The 14,477-nt window shown below is 72.1% G+C and carries 17 protein-coding genes; 7 read left to right on the top strand and 10 right to left on the bottom strand.

All coding sequences use genetic code 11. The features are described 5' to 3' along the window. Positions 1-5 precede the first annotated feature (5 nt). The 4 genes from ACFYP0_RS09735 to ACFYP0_RS09720 all read left to right on the top strand — a co-directional run bounded on the left by ACFYP0_RS09735 (position 6) and on the right by ACFYP0_RS09720 (position 4,762). The gene (locus ACFYP0_RS09735; protein WP_355493686.1) at positions 6-1,004 is read left to right on the top strand and encodes a hypothetical protein; all 999 of its coding nucleotides are present in this window, start codon (positions 6-8) and stop codon (positions 1,002-1,004) included. Between the two features lie 61 nt (positions 1,005-1,065). Continuing rightward, positions 1,066-1,530, top strand: coding sequence for a DUF4442 domain-containing protein (locus tag ACFYP0_RS09730; protein ID WP_124859143.1), 465 nt, complete (start codon positions 1,066-1,068; stop codon positions 1,528-1,530). Between the two features lie 59 nt (positions 1,531-1,589). Beyond that, positions 1,590-2,393, top strand: coding sequence for a beta-phosphoglucomutase family hydrolase (locus tag ACFYP0_RS09725; protein ID WP_355493687.1), 804 nt, complete (start codon positions 1,590-1,592; stop codon positions 2,391-2,393). Next, on the top strand, positions 2,390-4,762 hold the full coding sequence (locus tag ACFYP0_RS09720) for a glycoside hydrolase family 65 protein (RefSeq protein ID WP_386995305.1): 2,373 nt from the start codon (positions 2,390-2,392) through the stop codon (positions 4,760-4,762). The genes ACFYP0_RS09725 and ACFYP0_RS09720 overlap by 4 nt, the downstream gene beginning before the upstream one ends. Before the next feature lie 74 nt (positions 4,763-4,836). Here ACFYP0_RS09720 and ACFYP0_RS09715 read toward each other — a convergent pair whose 3' ends face one another. Further along, positions 4,837-5,031: a hypothetical protein gene (locus ACFYP0_RS09715; RefSeq protein WP_091395197.1), complete on the bottom strand. Its 195-nt coding sequence runs from the start codon at positions 5,029-5,031 to the stop codon at positions 4,837-4,839. Between the two features lie 179 nt (positions 5,032-5,210). Here ACFYP0_RS09715 and ACFYP0_RS09710 point away from each other — a divergent pair, with 179 nt between their 5' ends. Beyond that, entirely contained in the window at positions 5,211-5,861 is a 651-nt protein-coding gene (locus ACFYP0_RS09710; protein WP_386995303.1) for a dienelactone hydrolase family protein, read from the top strand. On the opposite strand, the gene ACFYP0_RS09705 is transcribed toward ACFYP0_RS09710, so the two are convergent. Continuing rightward, positions 5,862-6,965, bottom strand: coding sequence for an AI-2E family transporter (locus ACFYP0_RS09705; RefSeq protein ID WP_386995300.1), 1,104 nt, complete (start codon positions 6,963-6,965; stop codon positions 5,862-5,864). A 213-nt stretch (positions 6,966-7,178) separates the two neighbouring features. Here ACFYP0_RS09705 and ACFYP0_RS09700 point away from each other — a divergent pair, with 213 nt between their 5' ends. Continuing rightward, the gene (locus ACFYP0_RS09700) at positions 7,179-7,349 is read left to right on the top strand and encodes an antitoxin (RefSeq protein ID WP_231393380.1); all 171 of its coding nucleotides are present in this window, start codon (positions 7,179-7,181) and stop codon (positions 7,347-7,349) included. 70 nt (positions 7,350-7,419) lie between these two features. Here the strand turns inward: ACFYP0_RS09700 and ACFYP0_RS09695 are convergent, their stop codons facing one another. Next, positions 7,420-8,019, bottom strand: coding sequence for a hemerythrin domain-containing protein (locus tag ACFYP0_RS09695; protein ID WP_356977576.1), 600 nt, complete (start codon positions 8,017-8,019; stop codon positions 7,420-7,422). Between the two features lie 84 nt (positions 8,020-8,103). Here ACFYP0_RS09695 and ACFYP0_RS09690 point away from each other — a divergent pair, with 84 nt between their 5' ends. After that, positions 8,104-9,507 (top strand): FUSC family protein, encoded by a 1,404-nt coding sequence (locus ACFYP0_RS09690; RefSeq protein ID WP_356977574.1) that lies wholly within the window; start codon positions 8,104-8,106, stop codon positions 9,505-9,507. A gap of 10 nt (positions 9,508-9,517) precedes the next feature. On the opposite strand, the gene ACFYP0_RS09685 is transcribed toward ACFYP0_RS09690, so the two are convergent. The 7 genes from ACFYP0_RS09685 to ACFYP0_RS09655 form a co-directional block, all read right to left on the bottom strand. Next, on the bottom strand, positions 9,518-10,162 hold the full coding sequence (locus ACFYP0_RS09685; RefSeq protein WP_124859153.1) for a C39 family peptidase: 645 nt from the start codon (positions 10,160-10,162) through the stop codon (positions 9,518-9,520). 221 nt (positions 10,163-10,383) lie between these two features. After that, positions 10,384-10,791, bottom strand: coding sequence for a pyridoxamine 5'-phosphate oxidase family protein (locus tag ACFYP0_RS09680; protein ID WP_356977571.1), 408 nt, complete (start codon positions 10,789-10,791; stop codon positions 10,384-10,386). A 31-nt stretch (positions 10,792-10,822) separates the two neighbouring features. After that, the gene (locus tag ACFYP0_RS09675; RefSeq protein ID WP_124859157.1) at positions 10,823-11,164 is read right to left on the bottom strand and encodes a YkvA family protein; all 342 of its coding nucleotides are present in this window, start codon (positions 11,162-11,164) and stop codon (positions 10,823-10,825) included. Between the two features lie 33 nt (positions 11,165-11,197). Then, positions 11,198-12,016, bottom strand: coding sequence for a hypothetical protein (locus ACFYP0_RS09670; protein WP_356977569.1), 819 nt, complete (start codon positions 12,014-12,016; stop codon positions 11,198-11,200). A gap of 156 nt (positions 12,017-12,172) precedes the next feature. Continuing rightward, positions 12,173-12,493: a hypothetical protein gene (locus ACFYP0_RS09665; protein ID WP_356977567.1), complete on the bottom strand. Its 321-nt coding sequence runs from the start codon at positions 12,491-12,493 to the stop codon at positions 12,173-12,175. Positions 12,494-12,738: 245 nt separating this feature from the next. Then, positions 12,739-14,034 carry a WXG100 family type VII secretion target gene (locus ACFYP0_RS09660; RefSeq protein ID WP_356977565.1) on the bottom strand — a complete coding sequence of 432 codons (1,296 nt, stop codon included), beginning with the start codon at positions 14,032-14,034 and terminating at the stop codon, positions 12,739-12,741. After that, a complete protein-coding gene (locus tag ACFYP0_RS09655) occupies positions 14,027-14,437 on the bottom strand; it encodes a hypothetical protein (RefSeq protein ID WP_356977563.1) in 411 nt (136 codons plus the stop codon). Before ACFYP0_RS09655 ends, ACFYP0_RS09660 begins: the two co-directional genes overlap by 8 nt. Positions 14,438-14,477: the final 40 nt, after the last annotated feature.

The following is a 14,477-nucleotide window of genomic DNA, read 5'->3' as shown; positions in this document are numbered from 1 at the left end:
CACCCGTGTCGGGTGACCGTCCCAGTCCGCTCGTCATCGAGCGCATCCTGCGTGATCGCGAGAGCATCTGGCAGCAGATCGTGGCCGAGCGTGACCTCAACGCCCTGACCGGGCGGATGCTGACCAGCTCCGCCATCGCGTTGGCCTGCTACGGGGCGGTGCTGGGCTTCTTCCACAGCCCACTGATGGCGCTGACCTCGGCGCTGAAGCTGCCGCTGCTGTTCCTGGTCACTCTGGTCATCTGCCTGCCCACGCTCTACCTGTTCAACCTGGTCTTCGGCGCCCGGCTCTCGGTGCGGCAGTCGTTGGCGCTGGTGATGGTGGCGATCACGGTCACCTCGATGCTCGCGGTGGCGTTCGCGCCGATCAGCCTCTTCTTCCTGATCACCGCCAACGACTACGGGTTCTTCAAGCTGCTCAACGTTTCGATCCTGACCCTGTCGGCGCTGGTCGGGTTGCGCTTCCTGACCAGCGGGATGCAGGTGCTCAACGACCACGGCCTGCTCGCGCCCGAGGCCGCCAACGCCAAGGTCGACGGGCAGGCCGGGGCCCCGGCGCCGGTCCAGGCCGTGCCGGTCGCGGTGCCCGCCGGGCCGACGCCGGCTGCCGTGCCGGTCGCCGGTCAGAGCGCCGAGCCCGTCGCCGTGCCAGCCGGGGCCGCCGTGGCCGAGTCGACTGCGAACGGTGCCGTGACCACCGCGCCGGCTCCGGCCCAGGTTCCGACGCAGCCGGCCGGTGCCTCGTTCCCGCCCGGCATCCTGCCGCCCGGTTACGTGGCGCAACGCCCGTGGGACGGCCGTGGGGTCCGACGCGGGGAGCCGACGCAGCGGCCGGCCAGCATGACCCTGCTCTACATCTGGATCCTGCTCTTCGGTTTTGTCGGCACCCAGCTGGCCTGGACGCTGCGGCCGTTCTTCGGCGACCCGGGGCAGGATTTCTCCTTCTTCCGCAGCATCGACGGCAACTTCTATGCGGAGATCCTGCGCATCATCGGCAACCTCTGACGGTGCCCGGACGGCAAAGTCGCTGGTTGCCGGCCTGGTTACCGGTGAGTAACGTCAGGGGATGACTATCGACTCCCGCCAGGTGGCGGCCGGCATGCTGGAAGCGGTGCCGTTCGCTCGTACGCTCGGTATCGAGTTCGTCGAGGTGGCACCCGAGGCGGAGGGAGGCGTGCGGGCAGTCGTCCGGCTGCCCGACACGCCGGCCACCCACAACCACATCGGGGGCCCGCACGCCGGCGCCATGTTCACCCTCGGCGAGACGGCCTCCGGCGCGGTCGTGCTGGCCGCCTTCGGGCAGTTGCTCGACCGGGCCGTGCCGTTGGCCGTCCGGGCCGAGATCGCCTACCGGAAACTCGCCATGGGTCCGGTGCTGGCCACCGCGCGACTCGGCCGGCCCGCGGCCGAGGTGACCGAGGAACTGGCCGCCGGTCGACGCCCGGAATTCCCCGTCGTGGTCCAGATCGCCACCGAGGGTGGCAAGCCGACCTCGGAGATGACCGTGATCTGGACGCTGCGACCGAACTGAAACGCCCCAGGGCGGCCGAAACGGGTTTGCGAGCCCAGCAGGGTGGATAGATTCGTACCGTGCTGGGCCTACCTGCTCACGTGACCGCCTGTCTCTTCGATCTGGACGGTGTGCTGACGCAGACCGCCCGCGTACACAACGCCGCCTGGACGCAGACGTTCGACGAGTTTCTCCGCCAGCGCGCCACGGTCTCCGGCGAACCGTTCCAACCGTTCGATCCGGGCCCGGACTACAACCACTATGTCGACGGCCGCCCCAGGGCCGACGGCGTCCGGTCGTTCCTCGCCTCCCGCGGGATCGTGCTGCCCGAGGGCAGCCCGGACGACCCGCCGGACGCGGAGACCGTCAACGGCCTGGGCAACCGCAAGAACGTCCTGCTGCTGCACCGACTGCGTACCGACGGCGTCGAGGTCTACCCGGGCTCGGTGCGGTATCTGAAGGCGGCGACCGCCGCCGGGCTCCGCCGAGCCGTGGTCACCGCCAGCGCGAACGGGGGTGAGGTGGTCGCCGTCGCCGGATTCGAGCCGCTGCTGGAGGCCCGGGTGGACGGGCTGGTCGCCCGTGCGCAGGGGCTGCGCGGCAAACCACACCCCGACACGTTCCTCGCCGGGGCCAGGGTGCTCGGCGTCGACCCGACGCAGGCCGCCGTCTTCGAGGACGCGCTATCCGGGGTGGCCGCCGGCCGCGCCGGTGGCTTCGGCTACGTGGTCGGCGTCGACCGGGTCGGGCAGGCCGACGAGCTGCTCGCCCACGGCGCCGACATCGTGGTGACGGACCTCGCCGACCTTCTCGACCGCGCGGACCCACCGGCGCCCAACCGCACCGCCACGGACCCGCTCGCCACCGAACGAGGCTCCGGATGATTCGGGAGCGCGCCTATCCGGTGGAGCCGTGGCACGTCCGGGAGACCCGGCTGGACATGGACGTGCTGGCCCAGTCGGAGTCGGTCTTCGCGCTCTCCAACGGGCACGTCGGCCTGCGGGGCAACCTCGACGAGGGCGAACCGCACGGCCTGCCCGGCACCTACCTCAACTCGTTCTACGAACTGCGTCCGTTGCCGTACGCGGAGGCGGGCTACGGCTTCCCCGAGTCCGGGCAGACCATCGTCAACGTCACCAACGGCAAACTGATCCGGCTGCTGGTCGACGACGAACCGCTCGACGTGCGTTACGGCGAGCTGATCGCCCACGAGCGCATCCTCGACCTGCGGGCCGGCACGCTGCACCGGGAGCTGCACTGGCGCTCGCCCGCCGGCCGGGAGGTCAAGGTCCGCAGCACCCGTCTCGTCTCGTTCACCCAGCGGTCCGTGGCCGCCATCAGCTACGAGGTGGAGGCCGTCGACGGCCCGCTGCGGCTGATCGTGCAGTCCGAGTTGGTGGCGAACGAGTCGCTGCCCGCGCAGAGCAAGGACCCCAGGGTCGCGGCGGTGCTGGAGTCGCCGCTGCTGGCCGAGGAGGAGCTGACCACCCCCGACGGCGGCCAGCTCATCCACCGCACCAAGGTCTCCGGTCTGCGGGTCGCCGCCGCCATGGAGCACGAGGTGCACGGCCCGGACCACACCACCATCGAGTCCGAGGGCTACCAGGACTGGGTGCGTACCACCGTCGCCTGCGTGCTCCAGCCCGGCGAGAAGCTGCGGGTGATCAAGTATCTGACGTACAGCTGGTCGAGTCGCCGGTCCCTGCCGGCGCTGCGCGACCAGGTCGGCGCGGCGCTGGCCGGAGCCCGGCTCGACGGGTGGGACGGGCTGCACCGGGAGCAGCGCAACTACCTCGACGCGTTCTGGGACGCCTCCGACGTGCTGGTCGAGGGCGACCCGGAGGTGCAGCAGGCGGTCCGGTTCGGTCTCTTCCACGTGTTGCAGGCCGGTGCGCGGGCCGAGCAGCGGCCGATCTCGGCTAAGGGGCTGACCGGTCCCGGTTACGACGGTCACGCCTTCTGGGACACCGAGATGTTCGTCCTGCCGGTGCTCACGTACACCCAGCCGAGCGCGGTGCGCAGCGCGTTGCAGTGGCGACACAGCACGCTGGAATCGGCGCGGGAACGTGCCGAGACGCTCAACCTCCAGGGCGCCGCCTTTCCCTGGCGGACCATCGAAGGCCCGGAATCATCCGGATACTGGCCGGCCGGTACGGCAGCCTTCCACATCGCCGCCGACATCGCCGACGCCGTGCGCCGCTACGTGATGGTCACCGGGGACACCCAGTCGGAACGGGAGATCGGGCTGGAGCTGCTGGTGGAGACCGCCCGGCTGTGGCGCTCGATCGGCCACCACGACCGGCACGGGCAGTTCCACATCGACGGTGTCACCGGCCCGGACGAGTACACCGCCGTGAAGAACGACAACGTCTACACCAACCTGATGGCGCAGCGGAACCTGCTCGCCGCCGCCGAAGTGGTCATGCGCTACCGGGACGAGGCGTTCCACCTCGGCGTCACCGACGAGGAGGCCGCGAGCTGGCGGGACGCCGCCACCTCCATGCACGTCCCGTACGACGAGGAACTCGAGGTCCACCAGCAGGTGGAGGGCTTCACCCGACTCCAGGAATGGGACTTCACGCACACACCGGCGGAGAAGTACCCGTTGCTGCTGCACTACCCGTACTTCGAGCTGTACCGCAAGCAGGTGGTGAAGCAGGCCGACCTGGTCCTCGCCATGCACTGGCGTGGGGACGCCTTCACCCCCGAGGAGAAGGTGCGCAACTTCCTCTACTACGAGCGCCGCACCGTACGCGACTCGTCGTTGTCGGCGTGCACCCAGGCGGTGCTCGCCGCCGAGGTGGGCCACCCCGAACTCGCGCACACCTACCTGCGCGAGGCCGCGCTGATGGACCTGCACGACCTCAACGAGAACACCCGCGACGGCGTACACATGGCGTCGTTGGCCGGCGCGTGGCTCGCCCTGGTCAGCGGGTTCGGCGGTCTACGGGACCACGACGGCGAGTTGTCCTTCGCCCCCCGGCTCTCCAGCCGACTCAGCCGGTTGGAGTTCTCGCTCCAGTGGCGGGGGCTGGCGTTGCGGGTGGATGTCCGGCCGCATCAGACGACGTACTCGCTGCGCCACGGCGGCCCGGACGACGTGGTGGAGCTGCGCCACCACGACCAGATACTGCGGGTGACCTGCGACGAGCCGGTGACGGTGCCGGTGCCGCCGGCCGAGCCGTCCGGTCCGCCGCCCGAGCAACCACCGGGGCGGTCTCCGCTGATGCGGTTGCCCGAGCGCGAACAGTGACGGGCGGGGCGGGAGTCTTCCCGCCCCGCCCCGCCCGCGCCTGTGGGTCAGACCAGCTCGCCGGCCCCGGTTCGTCAGACCGGCTCCCCGGTGGACGGACGCCCGATCGCGTCCCGGGGCGCCGCCGCCTTCGGGTCGTCGGGCAGCCGGGCCGAAGCGGCCTGGTCTCCGAAATCCTGGTCCCCGACGTCCTGGTTGCGCTCGGCGTCCTGTTCACGCTGGGTTCGCTCGGTCAGCTGCTGCTGCCGGGAAATCTGCTGCTTGGCCATGGCGATCCTCGCGATCCGTCGGGGCGCGGCTGCGCCGACACGGTCTGCGGTCGCTCGTCGCGTACCCGGCGCCCCAGCGGGCAAACGCGGCCCGGCGGCGAGGGCTGACGCGGGCGCGGCGTGCGTGCCCGGCGGCGGGCCGGGTACCCGGACCACCGGCGAGGACGCGGAGGTGGGGCATGGACGAGCAGCGCAGCGTGACCATTCCGATCGGGGACGCCCAACTCCCCGCCGACCTGACGCTGCCTGCCCAGCCGGTCGGCGTGGTGCTGTTCGCGCACGGCAGCGGCAGTTCCCGGCACAGCCCCCGCAACGTGGCGGTGGCCCGGACGCTGAACGGCCGTGGGCTCGGCACGGTGCTGGCGGACCTGCTCACCCCGGTCGAGGACGAGGTGGACGCGCGAACAGCCGAGCTGCGCTTCGACATCGGGCTGCTGGCCAGCCGGCTGGCCGGGATCGTCGACTGGCTGGCCGTCGAGCGTCCTGCCGGCGATGTGCCGATCGGTCTGTTCGGGGCCAGCACGGGTGCTGCCGCTGCCCTGGTCGCGGCGTCGTCCCGCGCCGATCGGGTGGCCGCCGTGGTCAGCCGGGGCGGTCGGCCGGACCTGGCCGGGAACGCGCTGGCCCAGGTGCGTACCCCGACGTTGCTCCTGGTCGGCGGGCTGGACGAAGAGGTGATCACGCTCAACGAGCGGGCGCTGGCCGAGCTGGGGGAGGTCGGCGAACTGCGGGTGATCCCCGGTGCCACCCACCTCTTCGAGGAGCCCGGCACCCTGGAGCAGGTTGCCGATCAGGCTGGCACCTGGTTCACCACGCACCTCGGTCGGTGATCAGTCCGAGGGCAGGAGAGCCGAGGTCGACCGGCGTTGTTGGACGGTGTCGATGACACGCCAGAGGACGGCGGTGATCGGGACGCTGACGAAGGCGCCGGCGATGCCCGCGATCAGCGTGCCCGCGGTGACCGCCACCAGGATCACCGCCGGATGCAGTCGGACCTGCCGCTTCATGACCAGCGGCTCCAGCAGGTTGCCCTCGATCTGCTGCACGGCGATCACCGCCGCGAGGGTGAGCAGCGCGGTGGTGGGACCGTTCGCGGCCAGCGCCACCAGGACCGCCACCGCGCCGGCCACCGTCGCCCCGATGATCGGCACGAACCCGCCGAGGAACGTGATCAACGCCAGCGGCAGGGCGAGTGGCACCCTCAGCACCACGAGAGCCAGCCCGATGCCCAGCGCGTCGACCGCGGCGATGAACATGGTGCCCCTGCTGTACGCGCCCAATGTCTGCCAACCATTGCGGCCGGCCTCGGCCAGCACTGGTTGGTTCGGGCCGGAGACCCGGGACAGCACCCAGTGCCACATGGACCGGCCGTCCTTGAGCAGGAAGAAGAGCAGCACCAGAGCCAGCAGCGCGGAGCCGACCACCTCGGTGGCGGTCCGGGCACCGGCCACCGGGTCCGGAGAGCTGCCGCTCAGCCCTTCCCGGGCCTGGTCGACCAGCTGGTCCAGCTGTGCCTCGCTGACCGGCAGGGTGGACGTCACGAAGTCCCGGCTGCGTTCGACGCCCTGCGTCAACTCCTGGCTGAGCTGATCGAACTGGCTGGCGGTCAGGTTCCACACCAGGGCGCCGACGCCGACCAGGATGCCGAGCAGCAGCAGTACGGTGCAGAGCGCGGCCAGCGCCGCCGGCAGGCGCAACCGGCGCCGCAGCAGCAGCAGGACCGGGTCGAGCAGCGCGGTGAGGAAGATGGTGGCGGCCAGCGCGATGGCCAGCGGCGCCAACAGGACGGCGATCCGGCCGAGCAGGTAGAGCCCTGCGGCGATCACCACCAGGCAGGCGCTCCACGACACCGCGGTCCGGACCAGCCACGGCAGCGCCGCCCAGGTCTGGCGCGGTCCGGGGCTGCCTGTCGGTCCGGGTTCCTCTGCGGCCATGTCGGTCCTCCTCGATCTCGACGAGGTCGGTACCCGGTCGGTCGTGCCCCGACACCCGAATCGCTGGCCGTTGCCCGCGCGGATCGTACGTCGGTCGGAGTGACGTGGGTGGGTGTTCGCGAATCACGTCCGGAGCGGCGGCGTTTGCGTCGTCGGGCCGAGGGAAGGCGAAGGGGACGGACCAGACTGAGGAGGAACGCCGTGGGTGACTTCATGGACAAGGCCAAGGACTTCGCGGACAAGCATGACAAGCAGGTCGACCAGGGCGCGGAGAAGGCCGGCGACATGGCCGACAAGCGCACCGGCGGCAAGTACGGCGATCAGATCGACAAGGGCGTGGACCAGGCCCAGGCGCGCACCGGTGAGGGCGACCAGGTCCGCTGACCCGGCGCGCTCCTCCCGGGCCGCCGCGCCGTCGGCGACCCGGGAGTGCCGGGTCCGGGTGACGCGCGGGTCAGCGCTTGTCGCGTAGCTCGTCCATTGAGGTGGGCCGGCCGCTCAACGCGTCGCGCAGCCGGTCGACCAGACCGATGCCGGGGGCGAGCAGCTTGTTCGCCGGTGGGTGCTCCGGGCTCCCCGGGTGTGGCCGGGTCGGCCCGATCTCCTTGATCGCCGTCACGCGGGCGGCGATCTCGACCAGCTCCTCCCTGGCCGTCGCCGCGCGCAGCCGGGGAAACAGCTCCTTCTCCTCCTCCGTCACGTGATGTCGGACGGTGCTGGTCAGTTGGGCGAGCAGTTCGTCGAAGCGGGGGTCGGACGGGTCGGTGGACTCCAACTCCTTCATGGTCCGCTCGGCGTCGGCGTGCTCCGCGATCTCGCGGTCGGCGATTTCGTTGCCGTCGGGCAGCACCTTTCGGGCTATCGGATACACGTACGCCTCCTCGGCCACCGAGTGACGGACGAGTTCGGCGATCACCACGTCGGCGAGGCGCCGGCGGTGCTCGGGGGTGCCCTGCCGGGTCGCCAACTCGACGAGGACTGCCTCGATCTCACGATGATCGGAGATCAGGATGTCGACGGCGTCGTGGTCGTCGGTGGTCGGTGGACTGGTCATGTCACGGCCCCTTACCGGTTGCGGATCGGTGGGAGGTGTGTGGCTCTGGTACCCCCACGGGGCTGCACAAACCTACGGTTGACGATGCGTCCGACGGTGTCGGTGGCGCTGGCGGTGGCGGTGGTGCCCGGCCGTCACGATTGCCCTGCCGCCGCCGGGGTAACCGCCGCCATGGCCGACGAACGCCCACCCGCCGACCGCGATCAGTCGCGGTTCGACCAGACCGCCGAGCGGACGGTCCGACGGGTGCGGCACCGTGGCGGGCAGGCCGGCCGGATCAGGGCCCGGCAGTGGGAGGTCACCCTGGTCATCTCCATCCAGGCCGGGCTGGCCGCGGCCATCGCCGCCCTGCTCGCCAAGAATCTGCTCGGCCAGGGATCGCACGTCTTCGCTCCCGCCGCCGCCGTCGGTACGATCGCCACCGCCATCGGGCAGCGGGCCCGCCGGACCTTCGAACTGTTGGGCGGCGTGGCCCTGGGCATCATCATCGGGGACACGCTGCGATTCCTGCTCGGCTCGGGCCCGTGGCAGACCGGCGTGGTGGTCGCACTGGCCATCGCCGCCGCGTTGCTGGTGGCCGGGAAGGGTGGTCCGCTCGTCGGTCAGGCCGGCGGTACCGCCGTGCTGATCGCCACGCTGGCCCCGATGGAGCGCGGCCTGGAGGTGCCCCGCATCTTCGACGCGCTCGTCGGTGGGGTGGTCGGCCTGGTGGTGGTCGCGCTCCTGCTGCCGATCAACCCGATGCGGGTGCTGGACCGCGCCGCGGCACCGATCTTCGCGATCCTCTGCGAGCAACTCGCCGAACTGGCGCGGGCGCTGCGCGAACGCGACGGCGCCGGAACCTTGGGCGTTCTGGAGCGGCTCCGCGGCACCGAGGACGACCTGGGCCGGTTGCACGATGCGCTCAGCGGCGCCGAGGAGGTGGTGACGATCGCCCCGGTGCGCTGGCACCGTCGGCAGCAGTACCACCGTTACGCCCGCAGCGCCGGTCACCTGGAACGGCTGCTGCTGGACACCCGCGCCATGGCCCGTTGGTCGACCACAGCGTTGCAGTACGACGAGCCGATTCCGCCGGAGCTGCCGGGTGCGATGGGCCGGTTGGGTCAGGCGGTGGCGGAGATGCGGGTGGAGTGCAGGGTCGGTGACGACCCCCGGCGTACCCGCCGCTTGGTCGAGGAGTGCGCCGAATTGGCCGGGCGCGCCTCCGCGGCCGGCGTCAAGTCGTTCGGCGAATCCCTCGTCACCGGACTGCGTACCGCGGCCAGCGACCTGCTCCGGGCCGCCGGTTCCGAACCTGAAGACGCCAACCGGATCGTGCGCCGGGCGGCCGGAGCAGGCGAGGCGGAGATCCACCCGCCGGTCCACCGACAACTGCACCGGACCCGACCGACGCGGGCCGCCCGAGCCCGTCGGCGCGCGCACCTCGCCGCCCAGGCCCGTAACGACGGCCGGGCCGGCCTCCCCGCACGGGAGAGGCCGGCCCGGTGAACCGTCCGGATCAGGAGGAGTAGCCGCGCTCCGCGATCCAGTTGGCGACCTTCGGAAGGCTCATCCAGTACTCGCCCAACGCCGGGTCGGCCGGGTCGGCGACCCGGATCGTGTCACCACCGTCGCGGTAGCCGACGAGGGTCAGGTAGTGGCCACCCTCGTACGAGTGCGGGTTGCCGTCGGTGTCCACTGTCGTGCCCTTGATGTTGGCCACCACCGGTCGGCCGGCGTCCACCGCGGCCAGCACGTCACGGCGCAGCTGCTCGACCTGCTCGGGGCGGGCCACCGAATCACGGATCTCGGTGGTCCGGTACTTGCCACCGGTCAGCTCGTTCAGCACCCGGGTCGTGTCCAGGGCCGAGGGGGTACCCGCCTCGGTGGTGCCGAGCAGCCGGGCCACCTCGTCCTGGGACAGCGCCTTGCCCTGCGCGGACAACGCGATCCGGGTCGCGGCCGGGCCGCAGTAGTAGAAGTTCGGCTGGGCCTGGTAGTCGACGCCGAGGATCCGTTCGGCGTGCCTGTCGTTCTGGCTCGACGAGGCCGGGGCGGCCTGCGTCGGGGCGGCCTGCGCGGCCACCGCCGGGCCGAGGGCGCAGCCGCCGGCGACCAGCAGGCCGACGACGGACAGACCGCTCTTCTGGACGATCTGGTTCATGGTCGAGTCTCCGTTCGGGGGTTGGCGCCTCGGGCAAGCGGAGGCGGCAGCACCGGGAATGGCGCTCGGCGCAACACGGGGCCGACCATCTGGTCTCGGCCCTGGGCGTACCGAGGACGTAACCGCTCTGCTCCACGGAGAATTCCGCCGGCTGCGGGCACCGGGACCCGCGCGGCAGCCCCGCCGGGACCCGAACCGGTCATCGGGGACACACGGTCAGCTCAGAGGCTGCCCAACAGCCTGGTCACGCTGATCTCAATGACGACCCGTTCCGGATTCGGGCGGGGTGTCCGATACCGCTCGGAGTATCGCCGCTCCGCCTCCGCCACGGCGGCCGGATCCGACCGCAGCACCGCGCGACCCTCGATGGTCAACCAGCGGCGGCCATCCACGTGGCACACGGCCACCGCCGCGCCCGCTGCGCCCGCCGCCGCCACCTGACGGGCCTTGCGGGAGGCGCCGGAGGTGATGACCCGGGCCAGGCCGGCCGCCGGGTCGAGAGTCACCCCGACCGGTACGACGTGCGGGGTGCCGTCCGCCCGCAGGGTGGTCAGGGTCGCCAGGTGCCGTTCGGCGCAGAAGGCGACAACCCGCTCATCGTGCACGGTCAACCGATGATCGCCCGTCATGCCCGTCCCCTGTCCGCCGAACCGACCCCGATCATGGCACGCGGCGACGCACCTGGCCCCGATCCGGTGGGGCGTCCGGCTGACCGGGCAGCTGGCGACCCGCCGCCCGACGTTGGTGCACCAGTCGGGTCAGGTAGAGCAGCGCGGCGGCCAGGACCCCCATGTCATCCAGGTAGATCGGGTCCGGCAGAACGTCGACCGGGAAGATCGTGTAGATCAGCGCCCCGTAGAAGGCGACCTTGCCGCCCGCGCCCAGCCCGGTCAGCAGCCGCCGGGTACGCACCACCCGCACCGCCAGCACCACGGCACCGACCAGTGTGGCGAGCGCCAGGATGCTGGCGATCACCACGAGGACCCACGCCTGTCGGGACATGCCGTCACGCTAACCCACCCGAGCCCGCGCGGCTCAGAACGCGGGCACCGTCGCACGGCCGCGCGCCGTCACCTTGTTCTCCCGGGTCTGCTCGACGTTCTCGCGGGGCTGCGCGCCCACGGGTCGGGCAACCTCGCTCAGCGGCAGTACCGACGCCGACTCGGCGACCCGTCGTCCGGTCGCGGCGTGCGCCTCCTCGCGCAGACTGCGAGCCGCGGCCACCGCCAACTCGGCCGCCCGCCACGCGGCCTGCTCCCGCTCGCGGGCTGCGGCGTGCCGGGCCGCCAGGTTGTCCCGGATCGCCCGCTGGAGCACCAGCTCCTGCTCGACCGGGTGCAGTCGCGGGTCCCAGCCGTCGCGGTGCGCGAAGACGTCGCTGAGCTGCTCCACCGACAGCTCCCGCCGCCAGTACGCATCCAGCGCCGCCCGGTGCAGGTAGCGCTCGCGGTCCGCGTACTCGGCGGGGGTGCGTGCGGTGTGCGGCAGCGGCATCGCGGCCGCCGCGTCGAGCCGCCGTACGCCAGCCTCGGCCGGCTCGTACGCCAGCCAGGCCGCCTCGACCGCCTCCTGCGCGGCCACCCACTCCGCGCGGCGGCGTCGCACGGTGGTGGTCGCCCGCTCCGCGGCCACCGCCACCTCCTGCGCGTAGCGGCTCTGCTCCCGCTCCTCCTGCGCCTGCTCAAGTTGGCTCGGCATGGCGGCGCGGCGGATCCGGGAGCCCGGGTCGAAACGGAACCGGCCGGGCCGCAGCAGGAGAGCGGCGACGGCGACGGCTACCACCCCGAGCAGGCTCAGCCAGATGACGGCGGCCCGGGAGAGGTCTGGCAGGACGGCGGAGAGGATGGTTTGCATGATCAGCACCTCGCGGTCGAAGGCGGGTATCGACGGGGGCAGGAAGGCGCGGCAGCACCGGTCGGCCCGGTGGCGGGATGGTCCCGTCGACGGCGAACTCAGATGTCGTGCGGGATGATCAGCCGGGATCGGGCCCCGGGGATCGCCGGGCCTGGCTCAGCGGGCGGGCGGGCCGCGTCGTACAGGAGAGCCACGGCCGGGATCGATGGCCGGGACGTGCACCGGGCCCGCCGCGACCGGACCGGTCACCGTGGCGGTATCGCGCGTGCCGGCCGGCGGGGCTTCAGCTGGCTGGGCGGCCCGCTGGTTGGCCGGGCCGGCGTCGGGGCGGACACTTGCCACCCGGCTGCTCACGGCACTGGGCCGCAGCTGCGTGGGGGCGGGCGGTGGGGTCGCGGCGAGAGCGGCACCAAGGCCGACCGCGAGCACCAGCGCGGTGACCGCCAGGCGGGTCAGGTCCCGCAGTGACCGCAGCACAGCCCACCTGGCTGGGCGGACAGACGCTGCGGACGACACCCGACCAACCTATCGCCCGTCCTGGCCCATCGCAGCACGGCGAAGGACCGGGCGGGCGTGACCGCCACCACCCTGCGCACTGTGGACGGCGTCGGTCGGGGGCCGGGAACGGCAGTGCCCCCGACCGGATCGGGTCCGATCGGGGGCACCGTGCATCGTCGGGGTGGCACCGCCGGTGGGGTGGGCGTGCCGGCGGCGGACCGAGCTCAGTCGCCGGTGCCGAGCACCCGGGGCGCCGCCTTCTCGTCGCCCTGCCACACCATCTCGTCCTCGGTCAACCAGGTCAGCCGCTCGTCGGAGTCGTCGTCCTGCGCTCGACCCTGCCCGCCGAGCACACCAGGGCGGCCGCCGCCGGACCCCGGTCGGGCGTTGCCGCCGGTCATGGCCGGGCGTCCGCCGCTGCCACCGCGCTGGCCGTCGATGCTGCGCCCGACCCCGTTGGCGGCGCGGGTCTCCGCCGGGGCCGCACCACCGCCGGTCGGTCGAGCCGAGGCGGGGGCCGCGTTGCCCGAGCCCGCGAGCGCGCCGCTGCGCAACACCCCGCCGGCCGGTGACCCGCCCTGTGCTCCGTAGAGCAGGCCGGGACCGGTGCTCGCCGCAGCGGGCGCGCCGGCCGGCCCGGACAGCCCGACCAGCCCGGCGGCACCCCCGCCGAGCAGCGCGCCGCCGATCAGCGGGTCGGCTCCGGCGAGGGAGGTGCCGCCGTCAGCGATTTCACTGCCGGCGCCGATCGGAACGGTGACGACAGCCGGGCTGCCACCGGTGCCCGAGCCGACCTCGCCCGGAGTCGAACCGTCGCCCGGCAGTTGGGCGACGCGGACGGGCGACGAGATGGTCGCGTCACCGGTGCGCCCGGTGTCAGCGCCGGTGTTGGGGCCGCCGGACACCCTGGCGATGGCCGAGACACTCTGTGGCGTCGTCGGGTCCTTGCGGGCGGTGCTCGGAGTATCCGGGTCGGGCGGGGGCGGTTCGACCACCCGGTCGTAGGCGGAGATCTCGTAACTGTTGGCCAGGCCGGCCACCAGCGTCACCATCCGCTGGTGGGCCTTCTCCTGCTCTGCCTTGTCCTGCTGGTGACCCGCGATGCCCCCGACGATCAGACCGGTCAGACCGAAGGCCGCGCCACCCTTGATCGCGCCGCCGATCGCCTTGTCGTTGTCGTCGGTCTCCTCCGGGCTCTCGGCCTGCTTGTGCGCGGCGCGCAGATGGTCGGCCATCATGGTCAACCCCTGCTTGACGCCGGCCATCCCTTCGCCCAACGCGTCGGTGTGGGCGACGATCAGGCTGAGTCGCCGATGGAACTCCCGACCCGCCGAACCCGTCCACGTGTTGGCGAGCTTGTCGAGGTCGCCGCTCAGATCCCGGCCGAGGCCGTCGAGGATGCCCTTGAGCTCGGCCCACTGAGTGGCCACGCCCTCGATCTGCTCCGGCTTGCCCGCCATCAGGCCGTCGTACAGCTGCTGGTGGCTGTCGCCCTGATAGCGCTGGGTGTATTCAGACACGCCCGTCCCCCTTCGTCTGAAACGCCCGTTCGACCGGATTCAGCGCGGCGGTGACATCGTCGGAGTTGGCCGCGTTACGCGCCTCGGTGGTGCGGTAGTTGCTCAGGATCGTGCTGGTCGCCTGCTGTGCCGCCAGCACCGCCTGCCGGATCCGTTCGGCCTGGTCGACATAGGACTGATGCACCTCGCTGTAGCGACGCGCCTTGTCGGTGGCGTCGAAGAACGAGCCCAGGGCCGGAGGACGGCACTGCATCTCGGTGTTGAGCTTGCGCAGCACCGACTCGGCCTGGCTCAACCGCGACGCCAGGTGCTCGTGGAAGTCCTCAAGGGACAACAGGTCGACTTCCGTACGCCCGGCCATGGCAACATCCCCGTCGTTCTGGTTGACAACCGTCAGCGACATCCAGGTTAGTCCACCAGTGCGACTCCGGGCGACCCGCCGA

The sequence above is a fragment of the Micromonospora arida genome, from assembly GCF_042873195.1.
Classification (GTDB): Bacteria; Actinomycetota; Actinomycetes; order Mycobacteriales; family Micromonosporaceae; genus Micromonospora; species Micromonospora arida.
This window is presented reverse-complemented; position numbering and strand designations above follow the sequence as displayed.

Excerpts from the sequence above, each read along its gene's own strand:
- ACFYP0_RS09700 (WP_231393380.1), top strand. The coding sequence starts at position 7,179 with ATGGACAAGGCCAAGGACTTCGCGGACAAGCATGACAAGCAGGTCGAC.
- ACFYP0_RS09655 (WP_356977563.1), bottom strand. The coding sequence starts at position 14,437 with ATGTCGCTGACGGTTGTCAACCAGAACGACGGGGATGTTGCCATGGCC.
- ACFYP0_RS09715 (WP_091395197.1), bottom strand. The coding sequence starts at position 5,031 with ATGGCCAAGCAGCAGATTTCCCGGCAGCAGCAGCTGACCGAGCGAACC.
- ACFYP0_RS09685 (WP_124859153.1), bottom strand. The coding sequence starts at position 10,162 with ATGAACCAGATCGTCCAGAAGAGCGGTCTGTCCGTCGTCGGCCTGCTG.
- ACFYP0_RS09680 (WP_356977571.1), bottom strand. The coding sequence starts at position 10,791 with ATGACGGGCGATCATCGGTTGACCGTGCACGATGAGCGGGTTGTCGCC.
- ACFYP0_RS09675 (WP_124859157.1), bottom strand. The coding sequence starts at position 11,164 with ATGTCCCGACAGGCGTGGGTCCTCGTGGTGATCGCCAGCATCCTGGCG.
- ACFYP0_RS09670 (WP_356977569.1), bottom strand. The coding sequence starts at position 12,016 with ATGCAAACCATCCTCTCCGCCGTCCTGCCAGACCTCTCCCGGGCCGCC.
- ACFYP0_RS09720 (WP_386995305.1), top strand. The coding sequence starts at position 2,390 with ATGATTCGGGAGCGCGCCTATCCGGTGGAGCCGTGGCACGTCCGGGAG.
- ACFYP0_RS09710 (WP_386995303.1), top strand. The coding sequence starts at position 5,211 with ATGGACGAGCAGCGCAGCGTGACCATTCCGATCGGGGACGCCCAACTC.
- ACFYP0_RS09695 (WP_356977576.1), bottom strand. The coding sequence starts at position 8,019 with ATGACCAGTCCACCGACCACCGACGACCACGACGCCGTCGACATCCTG.
- ACFYP0_RS09730 (WP_124859143.1), top strand. The coding sequence starts at position 1,066 with ATGACTATCGACTCCCGCCAGGTGGCGGCCGGCATGCTGGAAGCGGTG.
- ACFYP0_RS09705 (WP_386995300.1), bottom strand. The coding sequence starts at position 6,965 with ATGGCCGCAGAGGAACCCGGACCGACAGGCAGCCCCGGACCGCGCCAG.
- ACFYP0_RS09690 (WP_356977574.1), top strand. The coding sequence starts at position 8,104 with ATGCGTCCGACGGTGTCGGTGGCGCTGGCGGTGGCGGTGGTGCCCGGC.